Genomic DNA, 18,983 nt, shown 5'->3' with positions numbered 1-18,983 from the left:
GCGAGTTGGAATGTGGAAAGCGGGTATCCGTCTTTTCAAGGAGGTCGCTTTGCTGGCTTATATATCCGGGCGATTGGTTTCGCTTCTGCTTACGACGCTTGCGGCTTCCGTCATCGTCTTTCTGCTGATGCAGGTGCTACCGGGGGATCCGGCGGCGGTGATCCTCGGCATCAATGCGCAACCTGAAACGCTGGCAGCACTTCACAAGCAGCTCGGCCTCGATCAACCGCTCTGGTGGCGTTATCTCGAATGGATTGGCGGTTTTCTGAAAGGTGATTTCGGTACGAGCTACACCTACTCCGTCCCGATCAGCGAGTTGCTCGGACCACGCATCATGGTCACGCTGCCGCTGGCGCTTCTGTCCATGATCCTGTCCGTTGCTGTTGCCATTCCTGTTGGCGTCTATGCAGCCTCCAAGCGCGGCAAGACCGGCGATGTGCTCTCCATGGGCGTGGCACAGGTCGGTGTTGCAATTCCGAATTTCTGGCTCGGTCTGCTTTTGATCCTGCTCTTCGCCTTGCAGCTCGGCTGGTTTCCTGCATCTGGCTTTGCGGGTTGGGAAGGCGGCTTCTGGAATGGCATCCGTTCGCTGTTCCTGCCGGCGCTGGCGCTGGCGCTGCCGCTTGCCGCCATTCTGGCCCGCGTAACCCGATCCGCCGTCATCGAGACGCTGGGTGAGGATTTCGTGCGCACCGCACGCGCTAAAGGGCTGACCCGCAAGGCAGCACTCTGGCGTCATGCGGTTCCGAATGCGCTGATCCCGGTTGTCACCATCATCGGCCTGCAATTTTCCTTTCTGCTGGCGGGAACCATCATCATCGAAAACGTCTTCAATCTGCCCGGTCTCGGACGACTGGTGTTTCAAGCCATCGCGCAGCGCGATCTCGTCACCGTGCAGTCACTGGTGACGCTGCTTGCCGCTTCCGTGATCGCGGTCAATTTCATTGTCGATCTTGTCTATGGCTTCATCGATCCGCGCCTTTCGACAGGAGGCAGCCGATGAGTGAAGCGCAAGCTCTTCCGAAACCGGGTGTGTTCAAAACAGTGCTGCTGAGCCGCAGCCTGGCTGTCGGTACACTGATCACGGTCATCCTCGTCGCGATGGCCGTTATCTCCTATGTCTGGACGCCCTATTCGCCGACCGCCATGAACTTCCGTGACAAGTTGCAAGGTCCGAGTTTCAGCCATCTGTTCGGCACGGATAATTTCGGGCGCGACGTGTTTTCCATGATTATGGTCGGCGCGCGCAACTCCATCGCCGTTTCCATCATTGCCGTGCTCGTTGGTGCCGGTATCGGGATCCCGCTTGGTGCCTTCGCGGCTGCACGCGGCGGCATGGTGGACGGCTTTGTCATGCGCATGACCGATCTGGCCTTTGCATTTCCGGCACTTCTTACCGCCGTCATCATCACCGCAATTTTCGGGCCCGGTGCCGTCAATGCCATGATCGCCATCGGCATTTTCAATATCCCGGTGTTTGCGCGTGTCACGCGTGGCGCATCACTGGGCCTGTGGAAGCGCGAATATGTGCAGGCTGCGCGTTGCGCCGGGCGTGGCGATGTCTCGATCACGCTTTTGCATGTGCTGCCCAATATCAACCATGTGCTGATCGTGCAGGCGACGATCCAGTTCGCACTCGCCATCGTTGCCGAGGCGGGCCTTTCCTATGTCGGGCTTGGCACCCAGCCGCCGATGCCAAGCTGGGGCAAGATGCTCAACGATGCACAGACCTTTATCTACGACGCGCCATGGCTCGCCATTTTCCCCGGCCTTGCCATCACGCTCGCCGTGCTCGGTCTCAACATGCTGGGCGATGGATTGCGCGATGTGCTTGATCCGCGCGTCAGGAGGCAGAGATGACAACACCTTTGCTTGAAATGGACAATATGTCCGTTGAATTGCCTATTGGCCTCAAGGTCGCGGATATCGTGTCCGATATCACGTTGACGCTCAATCGCGGTGAACGCCTTGGCGTGGTGGGTGAGTCCGGCAGCGGCAAGTCGATCACTGCCCTTGCCGCCATGGGCCTGCTGCCGGACCGTATGCGCGTGCGCGGCACGTTGCGTTTTGACGGTGAGGATCTGGCAAACAAGCCGGAGGCGGAACTGTGCAGGATGCGCGGGCGGCGCATGGCGATGATCTTTCAGGAACCGATGACGGCGCTCAATCCGGTCAAGACCATAGGCGCACAGATTGCCGAAGGTCGCCGTCTGCATTTGGGCGAAAGCCGGGCCGATGCGGAGCGCAAGGCGCGCGAGTTGCTTGATCGCGTGGGGCTGCCTGCGCCGCGCTTCAATCTCGATCTTTACCCGCACCAGCTTTCCGGCGGGCAACGCCAGCGCGTGATGATTGCCATGGCTATCGCTTGTGAGCCTGATTTGCTGATCGCCGATGAGCCGACCACCGCGCTCGATGTGACTGTGCAGGCGCAAATTCTCGATCTCATGGATGAGCTGATCGACGAAACCGGCACGGCCCTGATGCTGATCACCCATGATCTTGGCGTGGTGTCAGAAATGACCGACCGTATTGCAGTCATGTATGCGGGCCGCATCGTCGAGACCGGGCGCACGGAAGCGGTGTTCCATCGCATGGCGCATCCTTATGCAAGGGGGCTGTTTCAGGCTTCTCCACATGGGGCGGCACTTGTACGCAGTCACGGCACGGGACGCCAGCGCCTTGCTGCCATTCCCGGCGTTGTGCCGGACCCGCTGGCGCGTCCGCCCTATTGCACCTTTGCCGACCGCTGCGCCTTCGTGCAGGACGATTGCCGAAGGGCGATACCGGGGCTGGATTTCATCGCCGAGAATGACGGCATCGCGCATCGCGCCGCCTGTATTCACCCGCGAGACGGCGAGGTGGTGTTATGAGCAACATGATTTTGCAGGTGCGCGATGTGGTGCGCGAATATCAATTGCCGCGGGCATCCTTCTTTTCACGAACGAGCGCGTTGCGCGTGCTGCATGGTGTGAATGTGGAGATCGAGGCCGGCCAAAGCCTTGGCATTGTCGGTGAAAGTGGTTCCGGAAAATCCACGCTGGCTCGCGCCGTGATGGGGTTGGAACGCCCGCAATCGGGACAGATTCTTATCAACGGGCAGGATATCTACGCGCTGGATCGCTCGGGCCTGCGTGAAGCGCGCAAAGGCTTTCAGGCGATTTTTCAGGACCCTTACGGCTCGCTTGATCCGCGTCATACGGTGAAGCGGATTATTTCCGAGCCGATTGTGTCGCTGGAAAGCGGCACCAGTTCCAAGGACCGCGACGACCGCGTGGCTGAAGTGCTGGAAGCCGTGGGCCTCCCAAAAGCATCGGCGGAAAAATATCCGCATGAGTTTTCCGGTGGGCAGCGCCAGCGTATTGCCATTGCGCGCGCCCTGATCACCAAACCGGCGCTGATCGTCGCGGACGAGCCGGTTTCGGCGCTCGACGTTTCCATTCAGGCGCAGGTGTTGAACCTGATGATGGACCTGCAGGAGAAGTTCGGCCTCTCCTATCTCTTTATCAGCCATGATCTTGGTGTCGTGCGCGCCATCACCGACCGTGTTGCCGTGATCTATCGCGGCAATATTGTCGAGCAGGGGCCAACGAATGAGGTCTTCGACAATCCGCGGCATGATTATACGCGTGCGCTGGTTGATGCCGTGCCAAAACCGTTTTCGGGGCGCCGCAAGCGCGTGCGACGCCCAAGCTCCATACTGAAATTGCCTGAGTGATTTGAGGAAATATCCAATGTCGAATCTAGCCGATTTGTCAGCCGTTGAACTCGTGTCCGCCTATAAGGCGAAGTCGCTTTCGCCGGTCGAGGTCACGGAAGCCGTGATCACGCGCATCGAAGCCTATGAGCCGAAGCTCAATGCACTCTGGGCTTACGATCCGGATGCGGCGCGGGTTTCGGCAAAGGCTTCCGAAGCACGCTGGGGGAAGGGTGAACCTGCCGGTCCCATCGATGGTGTGCCGCTGACGATCAAGGAAAATATCGCGACGGAAGGGACCGCCGTTCCGCTTGGCTGCGCGGCACTGCCGCTGAAGCCTGCCGTCGCCGATGCCCCGCCTGCTGCGCGCACCCGCGAGGCTGGCGGCGTGCTGCTCGCCAAGACGACCATGCCCGATCTCGGCATGTTGTCTTCAGGCCTGTCGAGCTTCCACAAGCTCGCGCGCAATCCGTGGGATTTGAACACCAATCCGGGTGGATCGAGTGCTGGTGCGGGCAGCGCCGGTGCCGCCGGTTACGGCCCCTTGCATATCGGCACCGACATTGGCGGCTCCATTCGCCTGCCTGCCGGCTGGTGCGGTCTCGTCGGTCTGAAGCCGTCCTTCGGGCGTATCCCGATCGATCCGGCATTTCTGGGGCGTGTCGCAGGCCCGATGACGCGCACGGTCGCCGACAGCGCGCTCTATATGTCGGTTCTGTCGAGACCGGATCGCCGCGACGGCATGAGCCTGCCCCAGCAGGATATCGACTGGATGAACCTCGGTATCGACGTCAAGGGCTTGAAGATCGGCCTTTGGCTGGATGCCGGTTTTGGCGAAGAAGTTGGCGAAGAAACGAAAGCTGCCGTGGAAGCTGCGGCAAAGCTTTTCGCTGATGCAGGCGCGATCATCGAACCGGTTGCGCCATTCCTGAACCGCACCATGATCGATGGTCTGGATCGTTTCTGGCGCGCACGTTCCTGGTCGGACATCAAAAAGATGACGCCGGAAAACCGTGCGAAAATACTGCCTTATATCTATCAGTGGACCGAGAGGGCGGAAGGGCTTTCCGGCGAGGAAGTCTATCTCGGCTTTGCGCAGATGGACGCCATGCGCAATGCGGCGCTTGCCGCTTCCAAGGGGTTCGATTTCACCATTTCGCCGACTGCTCCAATGCCGACCTATCCGGCGGAATGGGCCTCTCCGGTCAATGATCCGCAACGTCCGTTCGAGCACATCGCCTTCACCGTTGCGATGAACATGTCGGAACAACCCGCGATCTCGATCAATTGCGGTTACACGTCGACAGGACTACCCATCGGCCTGCAGATTTTCGGCCAGCGCTTCGACGATCTCGGCGTGCTGCGGTTGGCAAAGGCTTATGAAGAGATGCGGCCCGTGCAGAAGCCATGGCCAGTCCTCTAGATTCCGCCTCTGGCTACCTGCAAATGGTGTCGCTCTACGCTTCCGGTGCTCATGTACGTTAAGTACACTCCGCTCCGGTTCTCGAGTGCCACCATTTTCGGCTACCCATAGACGGAATCAGTCGCGCCGTAACAAAAAGGCCGTATCTGCGGCCTTTTTATTTCTTCGGGCGAAGCGGAGCACGTTCCTTGTAACGGTCCACGGCGGTCAGCTTCTGGATCAGCGGTTCGGCATCGCGCCAGTTGTAAATCTCGGTGCGCAGATATTCGAGCTCGGCTCCGAGTTCCTCTTCTCCGATTTCCGTCCACCATGATTTCGGACGTCCATCCGTGCCATCCGACCAGCGATAGCCGCGCGCCTTCAGGTGGTCTTTCATTTCGAACGGGCTATTTTCTGCATAGATGCGCATCCGCGCGCGCTGGCTTGCTTTCAGCAATTCGGCAAAGGGCGTGGTGTCGCCAGACTGTTCTTTCAGTACCGCGAGCAGGGCCTGACAGTCATCTTCGGCTCGGTGTCCGTTGTGGAAATAGCCGCTCTGGCCGATCAGGTAGCCAAGCTTGGTGCCTTCAAAACCGCGTGCGGTCCAGTCGATCTCCTTGACCGAGCAGGCCCAAGGCTTGTTGGCGAAAGCGATTGAGAAACGCTCGAGAAACGGACGGTCAAAACCGGCATTATGCGCGATGATGATATCGGCTTCGGCGATGAGCGCATCCAGCTTCTCACGCGGGATCGTCTGGCCTTTCACCATATCGTCGGTAATGCCGGTGATACGGGTAATGTCAGCGGGTATTGGCTTGGATGGCTGCTGCAGCGCGCCGAACGTGACGCAGACATCACCAATGGAGCCGTCATCCGCATAGCGGAAAGCAACTGCACCGATCTCGATGATTTCTTCCTTCGCGGGATTGAGGCCGGTCGTTTCCGTGTCGACAACGACGCCCAGTCGCGGAAAGGCGATCCGGTCGGCATCCGGTACCGTCGGTGGCGGATCAAGCCGCTGCAGGATGCGGTAACGCCCGCTGTCTTTCAGGCGCTGCACCATTTCCGCTTCATCGATGCCGGTCGTCTTGCCGGGCTTGGCGCGGGCAGGGCGCAGTTCTGCCCGTTCCTCTCCTTCCGCTGGGGAAAGAGCAAAAAGGTCGAACTGATGGCGCATGGAACTTCTCCGCATGGGGGAACGGGTTTGGCAAAGAATGCCATTTTGCGGTGCTGCAACCAAGGCCGCAATCGTATAAGTAACAGGTAATCATCCTGTCGAGCGGTAGCAAGGCAGGGCGCTTGCGCCGGGAAAGGGTATGAGGAGGGGACTTCGTGGCAGATTATGATTATTGCGTTATCGGCGGCGGCATTGTCGGGCTTGCGACAGCAAAAGCCATGCAGGAAGCGGAGCCGGGCGCAAGGATCATCCTGCTGGAGAAGGAAAGCGATTTCGCGCGCCACCAGACAGGACACAATAGTGGCGTCATCCATGCCGGTATCTATTACCAGCCAGGTTCGTTGAAGGCGCAATTGTGCCGGGCGGGTGCGGAAGCCACGAAAGCCTTTTGCAGGCAATATTCCATTCCTTTTGAAACATGCGGCAAGCTTCTGGTCGCAACCTCTTCGCAAGAAGTCGAACGCATGGAGTCGCTCGCCAAGCGCGCGGTCCAGAACGACATCACCTTCCAGCATGTGGACCAGCAGGCTCTGCGCAAGGTCGAGCCTGCGGTTGCAGGCCTCGGGGCACTGCTCGTTCCGGCGACGGGCATTGTTGATTATGCGAAAATATCGCGGGCGATGGCTGCGGAAATCATTGAGCGCGGCGGTATCGTGCGGCTCAAGGCGCCGGTTACGGCAATCCGGGAGGATGGCAAAGGCGTTGCGGTAACGGCAAATGGCGAGACCTTGCGTGCTTCCAAGCTGGTCGCTTGCGCCGGGTTGCAGTCAGACCGCATTGCGCGGCTTGCCGGATTGGATATCAGCCATCGCATCGTGCCGTTTCGCGGTGAATACTACACCTTGCCGAAATCGAAGGCGAATATCGTCAAGCATTTGATCTATCCGATCCCTGATCCCGACCTGCCATTTCTCGGCATTCACCTGACGCGTACGATTGACGGCGGTGTCACGGTCGGCCCGAACGCAGTTCTGGGTTTTTCGCGAGAAGGCTACGACAAAGGCAGTTTCCGTGCAGGTGATGTCGCAGATATGTCGACGTTTCCCGGCTTCTGGAAGATGGCGATGAAGAACTGGCGCTCGGCTTTAGCCGAGTTCAGCAATTCCGCGTCTCGCACACGCTATCTGAAAGAGTGCCGCAAATATTGCCCGACGCTGGAGCTTGCCGATCTTGGCGCGCCGGGCGCCGGAATACGGGCGCAAGCCGTTCTTGATGACGGCACGCTGGTGCATGATTTTCTCTTCAAGGAAACGGAGAGAATGCTGCATGTGTGTAATGCGCCGTCACCGGCCGCGACGTCTTCCATACCCATCGGCCGCATGATCGCCGAAAAGCTTCTGGGGATAAATCTGAAGGTAAAAACTGCGTGAAAAGAGTTTTTCGCTGAATGATGTTGTTTTCAATTTATTTTTAGCAATCGCTTATTCTCAGTGTTGCTCTTTTAGGTTTTAGTGTTCATCAATATTGCAAGCTTACAACTTGACTTTGATGCTGGTTTGTAATTGCACATTGGGTTCAATTTGAAATAGCGTTTTAGCATTCTCATTTTCAACCGATTTAGGGCCTGTTCGTGAAGTTTGTGCCGCCGCTGGTAGTATTGCTGTTTGCTGCGACGATGTTAGGCATTTGGATGCTCGACACGAAGCGCAGGCATCTTTTGCTTTTCGGCCTGAGCTTCGCCAGTTTTGCTTTCGGGCTTCTGGTTCCTATCTCGCTGATCTCGAACAACTTGACCCTGACCTCGCCGGTTGCCACGACTTTCCATTTTCTGGGCGGTTGGCTGCTTTGCGAGGGTGTCATGATACGCATGGGCGGACGTTATTCCCGCCTTGCATCGGGACTGATCGGGCTCGGTCTTCTTGGAGCCATGGCCTATTTCATTGCGAATGATACGAGCTATTCGCGAATTGCGCCTACTGTCCAACTGACTCTGGGCAGTCTGGTGGCCGTGCTTTGCATTCAGGCGCGCAATCTTGCACGCCGAAGCTGGATTGAGCGCGTGCTGTTTGGTGCATTGCTGTTGTTGATGGTGCATTTCTTTGTACAGGCTGGAATGGCGCTTGGGCTCCCCGCCGACATCACGCGGCCGTCGGAACTCATTCATTCGCGCTATTGGCAGGGCATCATGATATTCGGTGCCTTTGCGGGTGTCTTTGCCGGTCTGGTTCTTCTGGTGGTGACAACTTCGGATGTGGTCAAGGAATTGCAGGCAGAGCGTGACTCCGATCCGCTGACCGGTGTTCTCAATCGTCGCGGCCTTGAGCGTCATGCGACTATGCGTTTGGCCGAGGCCCAGCGTGGTGATCATGGGGTCATTATCGCGGATATAGATCACTTCAAGTCGATCAATGACGAGCTGGGTCATGCAACCGGCGATCAGGTGCTGGTTGAGTTTGCCTGCATTCTGCAAACAGTGGCAGCAAATACAACGATTGTCGGTCGCGTCGGTGGCGAAGAATTTGTTCTTCTGGTCCGGGGGGATGCCGAAACATGTGAGCGACTGGGCGATAGGCTTTGCGGGCGCGCGGCCCGACACAGTTTTCCCATGTTGCCTGCAGACCGCCGCATGACATGCAGTTTCGGCATCGCCATGGTGCGCGGCGCTGAAACATTATGGGAAACGGCCGCACGTGCCGATCTTGCCCTGATGCGGGTAAAGCACCGTGGACGCAATCGCGTTGCGGTGGAGGGGCTGGAATTCCCGAGCGCCAAACAGGGCGCCTATCTGCTGACCGCTTGAGTTGGTTTCCGAAGCCAGCTGAACCGGATTTTTTCATTCCGTAAAGGATTTGGTTACCATAATTGACGATGCTGGAGATGACCTTCCAGTCACCGCTTTGCCATGTCTTGTTCGTCTTTTTGCCGAACTGACATGCAAAGCGGTGCCGCGAAAGTTGATTTCCATTCGGATTTTGTATCATGGCGTGTGTAACAGAAGTGTATGGCTACGCAGCTCCGCGCAGCAACGGCATCAGACTTCCGCTCGGTTTCAAAGGTTTTACGCGCGTTGCGATTTTCGCCGCGACGGGACTTGTGGCCGGAAGCTGGATGATGACTGCGCTCGGCACGCTGGAAACGGTCGTGCCGGCCTTTGCGCCTGTTGCCCCGATCATGCGCCGTGTTTCCCTGACCGCGCCGCAGGCACTTGCCGTCGTTGATCACAAGATCGCGCCATCGCGGCGGATCAGGCAGAGCTTCATCAATGCCTACACTGCTGATGCGGCCTATTCCAACCTCGACTGGCACCGGGCCAAAAACGTAAACGATCAGCCGATCATTGCTGATATCGGTCCCGATTCCGTGATCGAGGACAAGTCAGTCGATACGGCATCCCTCATCGAATTGCGCGCTGATCGCGTCAGGCGCGACGAGCCTGTTGTGGCGAGTGTCGAGCAAAAGCAACCTGCCGCGACGGCTGGCGTGACTGTGGCTGCCTATGCGCCAGTGCCGACCGCACCGAACGCAGCGGCGGCCTTCAACAAGATTGATCCGCTTTCGCAAGCTGAAGAAATGGACGCCGTTGAAAGGCGGGCACATCTTCCTACCGGCAATGCCGTTCCTGTTCCGCAGCTTGCTCCGGATCAGAAAACCGACATGGCCGCAGAGGATGAAGCCAGCCGGGATGCATTCCTGCCCGATGATGTGCCGCTGCCGGGCGCCAAGCCTTCGCTGCGCCGCTCCCGCATGCATGAGAAGACCGAGCTCGCTTATGCGCCGGAAAGCGGTGCAACCGAAGAACCGCGTCCCGGCCTGTTCAGCCCGCTTCTCAATCAGGCTGCACGCAGCAAGGTTGCCATCTACGATATTTCTGCAGCCACTGTTTACCTGCCGAGCGGTGAGCGCCTTGAAGCCCATTCCGGCCTCGGTCCGATGCGCGACAATCCGCGTTATGTGAACCAGAAAAACCGCGGGCCAACGCCGCCACATACCTATGATCTGCGCATGCGCGAGGCCTTGTTCCATGGCGTCGAGGCGATCCGCCTCACGCCTGTCGACGGCAACAACCGCTATAATCGCGATGGCCTTCTGGCGCATACTTTCATGCTGGGGCGCCGTGGCGATTCCAATGGTTGTGTCGTGTTCAAGGACTATCCGCGCTTCCTGCGCGCCTTCAAGCGCGGCGAGTTCAACAAGATGGTTGTGGTGACACGAATGCAGTCTTCGAAGCCTGCGCGGATCGCATCGCTTTTCTGATAAATTGCCCGTCAAAACAAACCGCTAGAGCGCCGATCTGATTCAGTCTGATCGAAAAACGCTCCAATGCAATTACACAAGGAATTGTGATCCCCAATTCCTTGCGGGGCGCACCAGAATTGATAGAGGTCTTTCATCGAAACTGATGGGAGATTTTTATGAAGCTTTACTACAAGGTCGGCGCTTGTTCGCTCGCACCCCACATCATTCTGAGCGAGGCGGGCCTGCCTTATGAGCTGGAGGCCGTGGATCTCAAGGCCAAGAAGACAGCGGACGGTGGCGATTATTTCGCAGTCAATCCGCGCGGTGCGGTCCCGGCGCTGGAAGTGAAGCCCGGCACTGTCATCACGCAGAATGCGGCAATTCTCCAATATATCGGTGATCATTCCGATGTTGCAGCATTCAAGCCCGCCTATGGTTCAATCGAACGCGCACGCCTGCAGGAAGCGTTGGGCTTCTGTTCGGATTTGCATGCGGCCTTTAGCGGCCTGTTCGCGCCCAACCTGAGCGAGGAAGCGAGGGCTGGCGTCATCGCCAACATCAATCGTCGTCTGGGTCAGCTCGAAGCCATGCTGTCGGACAAGAACGCCTACTGGCTTGGCGATGACTTCACTCAACCAGATGCCTATGCGTCGGTGATCATCGGTTGGGGCGTTGGTCAAAAGCTCGATTTGAGCGCCTATCCCAAGGCGCTGAAACTGCGCGAACGTGTGCTGGCCCGCCCGAACGTGCAGAAGGCATTCAAGGAAGAAGGCCTGAACTAAAAATCACAGCCGGAGGTCCAAACCTCCGGCTGTTTTATTGCCTGAGTTGCGGATGCCGTAACCGGTTTACCGTCTTGAAAGAGGTAACTCGCGTCTGTTGTGGGGAAAATAAAATGGCGGAGAGAGAGGGATTCGAACCCTCGATACGGTTTCCCGTATACACGCGTTCCAGGCGTGCGCCTTCAACCACTCGGCCACCTCTCCGTCTGCCTTGCTGTCGGGAAACCGTGTCTCACGGCGAAAACTGACTGCAAACGTGACACCGCTTTTCGAAACAGGCGCTGGTTAATCGCCAACTAGCGGGTGCGGCGCGAATATAGCCAGAAAATGCATATGTTCAACAGCTATTTGCAAGTTTTTGCGTCTAAATCGCAGAGCCTGTGTAAAGAGTGATATCAACGATATAACTGTCTGAAATTATTATATTTTATTTTAATCGTGCAATAGTGTTCCAGCTTGGCTTTGAGCCTGACGGGTTCTGTGTGCTATGCTTTAGCAACATCAAAAAGACAAATCTTCGGGAGACCGGTCAGAAAACCGGCGTCGAAATCAAGGTAGGAAATCCGGGGCAGAGAATCGTGATCCGATTTGTATTGCGTAGTTTTGCGGTTGTTTTTCTGGCTTTGGCGGTGATTTTCGCGGTCCTTGACGGCGCGCGTTCCGTCGGCGCGTCGCAGTTCATAGCGAAGCCGCTTTTTTCCATGTGGTCGCGCAACGCACCCGAGACATTGGCCGATGTAGAAACGTTCGTGACACACTATATAGGGGCAGGAGCTTGGAATGCCGTCTGCATCCCTTTGCTTGAGCAACCGGGTTGGCTTCTTTTCGGCATTCTCGCCCTTTTATTCTATGCAATCGGTCATCGTCGGGAGCGTCCTCTGGGGCGCTTCACCGCTCGATAATCAGGAGGTGGATACCATGAGTTTCTTGGACAGCTATCGCAAGAAGACGCAGATGCCTTCGACGGACGAAGCTTTGCCGGGGCGCGCGCAACCAATCCCGACATCTGCGACCCACTTCGTCAATGGTCGCCCGCTGAAAGGACCATGGCCGGAAGGCTATAAGGAGGTTCTGTTCGGAATGGGCTGCTTCTGGGGTGCCGAGCGCCTGTTCTGGCAGGTGCCAGGCGTATATGTAACGGCTGTCGGTTATGCGGGCGGGGTCACGCCCAACCCCACCTATGAGGAAACCTGCACGGGGCTGACCGGCCATGCGGAAGTTGTGCTGGTTGTCTACGATCCGAAGGTCGTGAGCCTCGATGAGCTGCTGACCCTTTTCTGGGAGGAGCATGATCCGACGCAGGGCATGCGGCAGGGCAACGATATCGGTACGACCTATCGTTCAGTCATCTATACTTTCGACAAGGCAGATCGTGATGTGGCGGAAAAGAGCCGGGAAGCCTATTCGCAGGCGCTTGCCGGTCGTGGTCTCGGTCCGATCACCACGGAAATCGAGGATGCGCCGGAGCTCTATTATGCCGAGGACTATCACCAGCAATATCTGGCGAAGAACCCGAATGGTTATTGCGGATTGCGCGGCACTGGCGTGAGCTGCCCGATCCCGCTGGCACAATAAGCGGGCTGTAATCAACAGATCGCGCGGTCCTTACCGCGCGATTTTCTTTTTCATGATCAGCATCCCGGCATAGTCGCCTTCCAGATGCTCGAAATCGCTCCAGCCGATCTGGCGGTAAAGGTCGGGCTTGTCTGTGTAAAGATAAGCTTCCGCGTAGCCGAGTTCCCGTGCGGCATCCTCGATGGCGCCAACCAAACCTTTGGCAATGCCTTTACTGCGATAGTCAGGCGCGACGAACACACTTGCCACCCATGGCTTCAGATGCGGATGTGTTTCCAGATCGTTGTGGATCAGAAGGGCAAGACCGGCGGGTTGTTCGTTCCAGAGAGCAACTCGCGCCACCTGTCCACCGTCTTCGCGGGAGATGTCGTTAAAAGCCTTGACGGTCTGTTCGAGGGTGGAGCCGCTAAATTCGCCCCATTCCGCATGGTTCCACGCGGCACAAATGGGCACGAGATCGGGGCGGTCGGCGAGGGAGGCAATCTGAAGCATGGTGTTACCAGTGCGGTGGTTTGGTGACCGGTACGTCCGGAGCAGTCTGTTCTTCCAGTTCCAGAAAGCGGTCGGTCAACGCGCCGAGCTTCTTGGAAAGCTGGTCTATGGTTTTCCATTGTTCGGCCAGAACGGATGACAACTCGTCGATTGTCTTTTCCTGTTCGGCTACGCGAATTTCGAGCTCGGTCAGGCGCTGGTCCGGTGTCATGGCTGGCTTCCATTGGTATTTGGGCGTCGGTGGTCAGCGGGGTTTAGCCGCTTTCGATCCATATCGGAAGTACGGTATCACATCATTGCGTCAGCACGAGTACGCCGTTTGAAACTTCATAGTGACGCAGACGTTTCAGAAAGCTCATGCCGAGGAGCGTATCGGACAAGGCATCGTCACGCAGAACCATGGCTTCCACATCCTCTACACGAATACGCCCGATTTCGATGCTGGGCAGGATGGCGGATGCAGCGACGGTTTCGCCATTGGCGGTCGAAACGCGATATTTGAAATCATCGGGTTTGAGCGACAGGCCGATGCGCCGCGCGGCGTTTGCGTTGATCGCAACCACGCTCGCCCCCGTGTCCACCATTGCACGAAGGGATTGCCCGGCAATTTTTATGTCCGTGATGAAATGGCCACGACTGTCCGGTGTGATCTGCGTGCGGCGTCCGCTATAGGCCGCGGGGTTTTGCGAAGGAGCAGTCGAAGCTGTCGCGGATGTGTTTGAACCGGCTTTAGGCTGTTGCCCGAATTTTTCAAACAGAAGCGGGAAGGCAATTGCCAGTCCTGCAAATACCAGAAGGATCGTAAAAACCCGCGCCATGCTGCCCCCGTTTCCAGGCACATTAGCAGGCGCGGGCCGCTCTGCGTTGTTTATTTTAGCGCGCATCTGGCCCGAAAACCGCTTCACACTTTTCGGGATGCGCGCTGGTGCTTACTTCGTGCCGTACATACGGTCGCCGGCATCGCCGAGGCCGGGAACGATATAGCCCTTTTCATCGAGACGTTCGTCGATGGAGGCCGTGAACACGTCGACATCCGGATGGGCTTCGGTAAAGCGCTTGATGCCTTCCGGTGCAGCCAGCAGACAGAGGAAGCGGATATTGGTCGCGCCGCGTTCCTTCAGCTTGTCGATGGCTGCAATTGCCGAATGTCCGGTGGCGAGCATCGGGTCGACCACGATGATGAGGCGGTTGACGATGTCTTCCGGGGCCTTGAAGTAATATTCGACCGGCTGCAGCGTATCGTGATCACGATAAAGGCCGATATGGGCGACGCGCGCGGCGGGTACCAGATCGAGCATGCCTTCGAGAAGACCATTGCCTGCGCGCAGGATCGAGGCGAAGACAAGCTTCTTGCCTTCAAGGACCGGCGCATCCATTGGCATCAACGGGGTTTCGATCGGCATGGTGGTCAGTTCGAGATCACGTGTCACTTCATAGCAGAGCAACAGCGATATTTCCTTCAGCAGCCGCCGAAAGCTGGCTGTGGACGTTTCCTTCTTGCGCATGATGGTGAGCTTGTGCTGGACAAGCGGATGGCTGACGACTGTAACGCCCATGATCTTTCCACTTTTCTTGTTATCTTTTTGACTTTAGCGGCAGTTTGCGCCGGAGAAAACGCCGGGCCAAGCGCGCGCACACAGTTTTATGTCTCTTTGGCCATTTTTAAACGCTAACGCAAGACAGTTCACAAGTGCCGGATCACAAAAGGGGTAGTGGAGGACGGTCTCTGCTTGTATCGTCTGGCACAAGCTTTATATGCATTACGGAAATCGTTTTCGTCTTAATATTCAAAAGCAGGATGAGCTATGAGCCAGCAGAACGGCAATGCGAACCGCGTGGGCGCACAAGGTGGCATGGAGCATTCATTCGGCTTCAAGGCAGTTGATGAAAGCGAAAAGCAGGGCCTGGTCAACGACGTTTTCCATAAGGTCGCCAGCAAATACGACGTGATGAACGATCTCATGTCGGCGGGTATGCACCGCGTTTGGAAAGATGCGATGATCGCATGGCTGGCACCATCGAAGCGCCCCGGCTGGACCTCGCTCGACGTTGCAGGCGGCACCGGCGATATTGCTTTCCGCATTGTGGAGGCTTCCGGTCGTCAGGCCCATGTCACCATTCTTGATATCAATGGCTCGATGCTCGGCGTCGGTCGTGAACGGGCGATCAAGAAGGGCCTTGCCGACAATCTCGAATTTGTTGAAGCCAGTGCCGAAGAGCTGCCATTTGAAGATGCGAGCTTCGATGCTTACACGATTTCGTTCGGCATTCGCAATGTTCCACATATCGACAAGGCGCTGTCCGAAGCTTATCGCGTGTTGAAGCCGGGCGGTCGTTTCCTTTGCCTCGAATTCTCCGAGGTTGAACTGCCGGTTCTCGACAAGGTTTACGACCAGTGGTCGTTCCACGCCATTCCGCGTATCGGCAAGATGATTACCGGCGATGCCGATTCCTACAGCTATCTGGTCGAATCGATCCGCAAATTCCCCAAGCAGCAGGATTTTGCCGCGATGATCGAGAAGGCTGGTTTCGAGCGCGTGAGCTATCGCAATTTCACTGGTGGCATTGCCGCGCTGCATTCCGGCTGGAAGCTTTGATTGTGCCTGTGATGAGTTGGGGTCAGGAACGGGGCATCGGGGCATGAGTAATCTATCCGCCGCTTTCCGGCTGATGCGGGCCGGATGGGTTTTGACACGTGAAGGTGTTATCAGCGCCTTGCCGGTGGAAGGGCTCTCTGGCCTTCCGGCATTCGGGCACAAGATTGCCGGTCTTCTGGCGCGTCCGCGCGCACGCCACATGCAGCGTTCCGAACGTATGTCGCGGGCCATGAACAAGCTTGGTCCGTCCTATGTGAAGCTCGGCCAGTTTCTGGCAACACGGCCTGATATTGTCGGGCGCGATGTCGCAGCGGATCTCGAACTTTTGCAGGACAGGCTCGACTTCTTCCCGCAGGTCGACGCGGTTGCTGCTATCGAAGGTTCGCTTGGCCGCAAGGTTGACGATCTTTACCTGCATTTCGATGCGCCGATAGCGGCGGCGTCGATGGCGCAGGTTCACCCGGCTGAAATCATGAAAGACGGAACGCGCCAGAAGGTTGCGGTCAAGGTCATTCGTCCGGGCGTGCGCCAGCGTTTCGTCCGCGACCTTGAAGGTTTCTACATGGTCGCGCGCATGCAGGAACGTCATGTTCCGTTTACGCGCCGCCTGCGCCCGGTTCAGGTTGTCGAGACGTTGCAGCAGACCACCCGCATCGAGATGGATCTGCGGCTGGAAGCGGCAGCACTGTCCGAAATTGCCGAGAACATCAAGGGTGATGCGGGGTTCCGCGTTCCACAGGTGGACTGGGAGCGCACCGGTCGCGATGTGCTGACGCTCGAATGGATCGACGGCACCAAGATGTCGGATATTTCGGCGCTGGCCGCAGCCGGTTTTGATCTCAAGAAACTGGCCGAAACGCTGATCCAGTCTTTCCTGCGCCATACGCTGCGCGATGGCTTTTTCCATGCCGACATGCATCCGGGCAATCTGTTCGTCGATCCGCAAGGCATTATCGTTGCGGTCGATTTTGGCATCACCGGGCGGCTCAACAAGCAGCAGCGGCGTTTCCTTGCCGAAATTCTCTATGGCTTCATCACGCGTGATTATATGCGCGTGGCGGAAGTGCATTTCGAAGCAGGCTACGTGCCGCATACGCATGATGTGGCGAGCTTTGCGCAGGCTATCCGCGCCATTGGCGAGCCGATCCACGGTCAGCCGGCGGAAACCATTTCCATGGCCAAGCTGCTCACGCTGCTGTTCGAAGTAACCGAGCTTTTCGACATGGAGACCCGACCGGAACTCCTGATGCTTCAGAAAACCATGGTTGTGGTCGAAGGTGTGTCGCGCACGCTCGATCCGCATTTCAACATGTGGAAGGCTGCGGAACCGGTGGTGGGCGACTGGATCGCCAAGAATCTCGGACCGCAAGGTATGCTTGCCGATGCGAAGGACAGTGCTTATTCGCTGCTGCATTTCACGCGTAAGACACCGGAACTTGTTGCGCGTGTGGAACGTGTTTCCGTTGCTCTGGACGATATGGCTGCGAACGGATTGCGCTTTGACGAAGCGACGGCAGAAGCTATCGGCCGGGCTGAAGCGCGCCACTCACGTTGGGGTCGCATCGCGCAGGTGGTGATTGCGGTCTCACTCGCAGCGATAGCGATTAAGCTTTATATTTGGCTGTAGGATCACTTTTAAGGTGACATCTACCTTCTAAAGTGATTTCAATGATTGCACTTGTAACAAGCGGGTGCAATCAAATGGCCAGCATTACCATCCGTAATCTCGATGATGACGCCAAGGAACGGCTGCGTATCAGGGCAGCGCAGAACGGGCGCTCCATGGAAGAGGAAGCGCGCATTCTGTTGGCGGGGCAGGATATAGCTCCGCAGGCTGTTGCAGTGTCTCCCGGCGCGGGTGCGTCGCTGGCCGGGAAGCGCATTCTTCTCATTATCGGTGGTGGCATTGCCGCCTATAAGACGCCGGACCTCATCCGCCGTCTGCGCGAACGTGGCGCGCATGTGCGCCCGTTGATGACGGCTGCAGCGCAGCAATTCGTGACACCGCTGACCATTGGCGCAGTTTCTGCCGATCATGTCTTCACCGATCTGTTCTCGCGTGAGGACGAGCAGGATGTCGGGCATATCCGGCTTGCCCGCGATGCGGACCTGATCGTCGTCGCGCCTGCGACTGCGGACCTGATGGCGAAGATGGCGAACGGGCTTGCCGATGATCTGGCCAGCGCTGTTCTGCTGGCGCGCAAAGTTCCAGTACTGATTGCGCCTGCCATGAACCCGGCCATGTGGGAGAATCCCGCGACCAGACGCAACCGCCTGACGCTTGAAAAAGACGGCGTTCGCTTCATCGGCCCGGAGAGAGGGGAGATGGCGGAAAGCGGTGAAGCCGGAACGGGCCGGATGAGCGAGCCACTGGCGATTGTCGCGGCAATCGAGAACCTGCTTGCTCCGCAGGCAAAGCCACTTGCAGGCAAAACCATTGTCATGACGTCCGGCCCCACGCACGAGCCAATTGATCCGGTGCGCTACATTGCCAACCGTTCGTCGGGCAAGCAGGGCCACGCTATTGCGGCGGCGCTGGCGCGGCTTGGTGCGACGGTGCATCTGGTGTCCGGCCCGGTCATCATTCCTGACCCCGAAGGCGTCGATGTCATTCATGTCGAGACGGCGCGTGAAATGAAGGCTGCTGTGGAGCGGCATCTTCCTGCCGATGCGGCAATTATGGTTGCAGCGGTTGCCGACTGGCGCACGGCCAATGAAGCCGGACAGAAGATCAAGAAGAAACCCGGTGAAAGCGCGCCGACGCTTGCCATGGTCGAAAACCCTGACATTCTGGCCGGCGTCGGTCATAGCGACAAGCGCCCCGGTCTTGTGGTGGGCTTTGCGGCTGAAACGCAGGACGTGGCCGGAAACGCGAGAGCCAAGCTTGAGAAGAAAGGCGCGGACTGGATCGTCGCCAACGATGTTTCGCATGCGCCGGATGGCAGCAGCGTCATGGGTGGCGACCGCAATCATGTCCGCATTCTAAGCCGTTCCGGCATCGAGGAATGGCCGGAAATGAGCAAGGAACAAGTGGCTGAAAAACTGGCGGAGAAGATTGCTGAGCGGCTTTTGGAAACGAAAGGCTAAG

The 18,983-nt window shown here is 57.6% G+C and carries 19 protein-coding genes and 1 tRNA gene; 14 read left to right on the top strand and 6 right to left on the bottom strand.

What is annotated here, in order from left to right; genetic code table 11:
- Positions 1-49 precede the first annotated feature (49 nt).
- From ABDF71_RS12320 to ABDF71_RS12300, 5 genes are read left to right on the top strand one after another with little or no spacing between them, the layout of a single operon-like run.
- On the top strand, positions 50-1,003 hold the full coding sequence (locus tag ABDF71_RS12320) for an ABC transporter permease (protein ID WP_071632588.1): 954 nt from the start codon (positions 50-52) through the stop codon (positions 1,001-1,003).
- On the top strand, positions 1,000-1,860 hold the full coding sequence (locus ABDF71_RS12315) for an ABC transporter permease (RefSeq protein ID WP_010659368.1): 861 nt from the start codon (positions 1,000-1,002) through the stop codon (positions 1,858-1,860). The genes ABDF71_RS12320 and ABDF71_RS12315 overlap by 4 nt, the downstream gene beginning before the upstream one ends.
- On the top strand, positions 1,857-2,870 hold the full coding sequence (locus ABDF71_RS12310) for an ABC transporter ATP-binding protein (RefSeq protein ID WP_010659369.1): 1,014 nt from the start codon (positions 1,857-1,859) through the stop codon (positions 2,868-2,870). The genes ABDF71_RS12315 and ABDF71_RS12310 overlap by 4 nt, the downstream gene beginning before the upstream one ends.
- Complete coding sequence (locus tag ABDF71_RS12305; RefSeq protein ID WP_010659370.1) at positions 2,867-3,715, top strand: ATP-binding cassette domain-containing protein; 849 nt, start codon at positions 2,867-2,869, stop codon at positions 3,713-3,715. Before ABDF71_RS12310 ends, ABDF71_RS12305 begins: the two co-directional genes overlap by 4 nt.
- A 16-nt stretch (positions 3,716-3,731) precedes the next feature.
- Positions 3,732-5,117, top strand: coding sequence for an amidase (locus ABDF71_RS12300; RefSeq protein ID WP_151664395.1), 1,386 nt, complete (start codon positions 3,732-3,734; stop codon positions 5,115-5,117).
- A gap of 157 nt (positions 5,118-5,274) precedes the next feature.
- Here the strand turns inward: ABDF71_RS12300 and ABDF71_RS12295 are convergent, their stop codons facing one another.
- A complete protein-coding gene (locus tag ABDF71_RS12295) occupies positions 5,275-6,273 on the bottom strand; it encodes a 3'-5' exonuclease (protein ID WP_500061597.1) in 999 nt (332 codons plus the stop codon).
- A gap of 155 nt (positions 6,274-6,428) precedes the next feature.
- Here ABDF71_RS12295 and lhgD point away from each other — a divergent pair, with 155 nt between their 5' ends.
- The 4 genes from lhgD (at position 6,429) to gst (ending at position 11,231) form a co-directional block, all read left to right on the top strand.
- On the top strand, positions 6,429-7,643 hold the full coding sequence (gene lhgD / locus ABDF71_RS12290) for an L-2-hydroxyglutarate dehydrogenase (RefSeq protein WP_010659373.1): 1,215 nt from the start codon (positions 6,429-6,431) through the stop codon (positions 7,641-7,643).
- Positions 7,644-7,843: 200 nt separating this feature from the next.
- A complete protein-coding gene (locus ABDF71_RS12285) occupies positions 7,844-9,013 on the top strand; it encodes a GGDEF domain-containing protein (protein WP_151664393.1) in 1,170 nt (389 codons plus the stop codon).
- A gap of 179 nt (positions 9,014-9,192) precedes the next feature.
- Complete coding sequence (locus ABDF71_RS12280; RefSeq protein ID WP_500061596.1) at positions 9,193-10,467, top strand: DUF2778 domain-containing protein; 1,275 nt, start codon at positions 9,193-9,195, stop codon at positions 10,465-10,467.
- 158 nt (positions 10,468-10,625) lie between these two features.
- A complete protein-coding gene (gst, locus tag ABDF71_RS12275; RefSeq protein WP_010659377.1) occupies positions 10,626-11,231 on the top strand; it encodes a glutathione transferase in 606 nt (201 codons plus the stop codon).
- Between the two features lie 114 nt (positions 11,232-11,345).
- Here gst and ABDF71_RS12270 read toward each other — a convergent pair.
- Positions 11,346-11,435: transfer RNA gene (locus ABDF71_RS12270), tRNA-Ser, on the bottom strand.
- Positions 11,436-11,809: 374 nt separating this feature from the next.
- Here ABDF71_RS12270 and ABDF71_RS12265 point away from each other — a divergent pair.
- Entirely contained in the window at positions 11,810-12,133 is a 324-nt protein-coding gene (locus ABDF71_RS12265) for a hypothetical protein (RefSeq protein WP_029929378.1), read from the top strand.
- A gap of 16 nt (positions 12,134-12,149) precedes the next feature.
- The gene (gene msrA, locus ABDF71_RS12260) at positions 12,150-12,806 is read left to right on the top strand and encodes a peptide-methionine (S)-S-oxide reductase MsrA (protein ID WP_029929376.1); all 657 of its coding nucleotides are present in this window, start codon (positions 12,150-12,152) and stop codon (positions 12,804-12,806) included.
- A 30-nt stretch (positions 12,807-12,836) separates the two neighbouring features.
- On the opposite strand, the gene ABDF71_RS12255 is transcribed toward msrA, so the two are convergent.
- The 4 genes from ABDF71_RS12255 to upp all read right to left on the bottom strand — a co-directional run bounded on the left by ABDF71_RS12255 (position 12,837) and on the right by upp (position 14,854).
- Positions 12,837-13,298, bottom strand: coding sequence for a GNAT family N-acetyltransferase (locus ABDF71_RS12255; protein ID WP_151663796.1), 462 nt, complete (start codon positions 13,296-13,298; stop codon positions 12,837-12,839).
- A gap of 4 nt (positions 13,299-13,302) precedes the next feature.
- Complete coding sequence (locus ABDF71_RS12250) at positions 13,303-13,509, bottom strand: SlyX family protein (protein ID WP_021587137.1); 207 nt, start codon at positions 13,507-13,509, stop codon at positions 13,303-13,305.
- Between the two features lie 82 nt (positions 13,510-13,591).
- Positions 13,592-14,116, bottom strand: coding sequence for a retropepsin-like aspartic protease family protein (locus tag ABDF71_RS12245; RefSeq protein WP_125299967.1), 525 nt, complete (start codon positions 14,114-14,116; stop codon positions 13,592-13,594).
- A 111-nt stretch (positions 14,117-14,227) separates the two neighbouring features.
- Positions 14,228-14,854: a uracil phosphoribosyltransferase gene (gene upp, locus ABDF71_RS12240; RefSeq protein ID WP_006467614.1), complete on the bottom strand. Its 627-nt coding sequence runs from the start codon at positions 14,852-14,854 to the stop codon at positions 14,228-14,230.
- Between the two features lie 249 nt (positions 14,855-15,103).
- Between upp and ubiE the strand changes: the two genes are divergently transcribed.
- From ubiE to coaBC, 3 genes are all read left to right on the top strand, one after another.
- Complete coding sequence (gene ubiE, locus ABDF71_RS12235) at positions 15,104-15,895, top strand: bifunctional demethylmenaquinone methyltransferase/2-methoxy-6-polyprenyl-1,4-benzoquinol methylase UbiE (RefSeq protein ID WP_151663795.1); 792 nt, start codon at positions 15,104-15,106, stop codon at positions 15,893-15,895.
- A gap of 43 nt (positions 15,896-15,938) precedes the next feature.
- Positions 15,939-17,522, top strand: coding sequence for a 2-polyprenylphenol 6-hydroxylase (ubiB, locus tag ABDF71_RS12230; RefSeq protein WP_151663794.1), 1,584 nt, complete (start codon positions 15,939-15,941; stop codon positions 17,520-17,522).
- Positions 17,523-17,596: 74 nt separating this feature from the next.
- A complete protein-coding gene (gene coaBC / locus ABDF71_RS12225; protein ID WP_235918646.1) occupies positions 17,597-18,982 on the top strand; it encodes a bifunctional phosphopantothenoylcysteine decarboxylase/phosphopantothenate--cysteine ligase CoaBC in 1,386 nt (461 codons plus the stop codon).
- The last annotated feature ends 1 nt before the right edge of the window (position 18,983 follow it).

This window comes from Ochrobactrum sp. WV_118_8 (assembly GCF_039631535.1).
Classification (GTDB): Bacteria; Pseudomonadota; Alphaproteobacteria; order Rhizobiales; family Rhizobiaceae; genus Brucella; species Brucella anthropi.
Note: the sequence above shows the minus strand (reverse complement) of the source record. Positions and strands in the feature narration are given on the sequence as shown.

What these genes read in the sequence shown, in the direction of transcription:
- ABDF71_RS12305 (WP_010659370.1), top strand. Translation starts at nt 2,867, where the DNA reads ATGAGCAACATGATTTTGCAGGTGCGCGATGTGGTGCGCGAATATCAA.
- ABDF71_RS12300 (WP_151664395.1), top strand. Translation starts at nt 3,732, where the DNA reads ATGTCGAATCTAGCCGATTTGTCAGCCGTTGAACTCGTGTCCGCCTAT.
- coaBC (WP_235918646.1), top strand. Translation starts at nt 17,597, where the DNA reads ATGGCCAGCATTACCATCCGTAATCTCGATGATGACGCCAAGGAACGG.
- msrA (WP_029929376.1), top strand. Translation starts at nt 12,150, where the DNA reads ATGAGTTTCTTGGACAGCTATCGCAAGAAGACGCAGATGCCTTCGACG.
- ubiE (WP_151663795.1), top strand. Translation starts at nt 15,104, where the DNA reads ATGAGCCAGCAGAACGGCAATGCGAACCGCGTGGGCGCACAAGGTGGC.
- ABDF71_RS12245 (WP_125299967.1), bottom strand. Translation starts at nt 14,116, where the DNA reads ATGGCGCGGGTTTTTACGATCCTTCTGGTATTTGCAGGACTGGCAATT.
- ABDF71_RS12280 (WP_500061596.1), top strand. Translation starts at nt 9,193, where the DNA reads ATGGCGTGTGTAACAGAAGTGTATGGCTACGCAGCTCCGCGCAGCAAC.
- ABDF71_RS12310 (WP_010659369.1), top strand. Translation starts at nt 1,857, where the DNA reads ATGACAACACCTTTGCTTGAAATGGACAATATGTCCGTTGAATTGCCT.
- upp (WP_006467614.1), bottom strand. Translation starts at nt 14,854, where the DNA reads ATGGGCGTTACAGTCGTCAGCCATCCGCTTGTCCAGCACAAGCTCACC.
- ABDF71_RS12315 (WP_010659368.1), top strand. Translation starts at nt 1,000, where the DNA reads ATGAGTGAAGCGCAAGCTCTTCCGAAACCGGGTGTGTTCAAAACAGTG.
- ABDF71_RS12295 (WP_500061597.1), bottom strand. Translation starts at nt 6,273, where the DNA reads ATGCGCCATCAGTTCGACCTTTTTGCTCTTTCCCCAGCGGAAGGAGAG.
- ABDF71_RS12250 (WP_021587137.1), bottom strand. Translation starts at nt 13,509, where the DNA reads ATGACACCGGACCAGCGCCTGACCGAGCTCGAAATTCGCGTAGCCGAA.
- gst (WP_010659377.1), top strand. Translation starts at nt 10,626, where the DNA reads ATGAAGCTTTACTACAAGGTCGGCGCTTGTTCGCTCGCACCCCACATC.
- ABDF71_RS12255 (WP_151663796.1), bottom strand. Translation starts at nt 13,298, where the DNA reads ATGCTTCAGATTGCCTCCCTCGCCGACCGCCCCGATCTCGTGCCCATT.
- ubiB (WP_151663794.1), top strand. Translation starts at nt 15,939, where the DNA reads ATGAGTAATCTATCCGCCGCTTTCCGGCTGATGCGGGCCGGATGGGTT.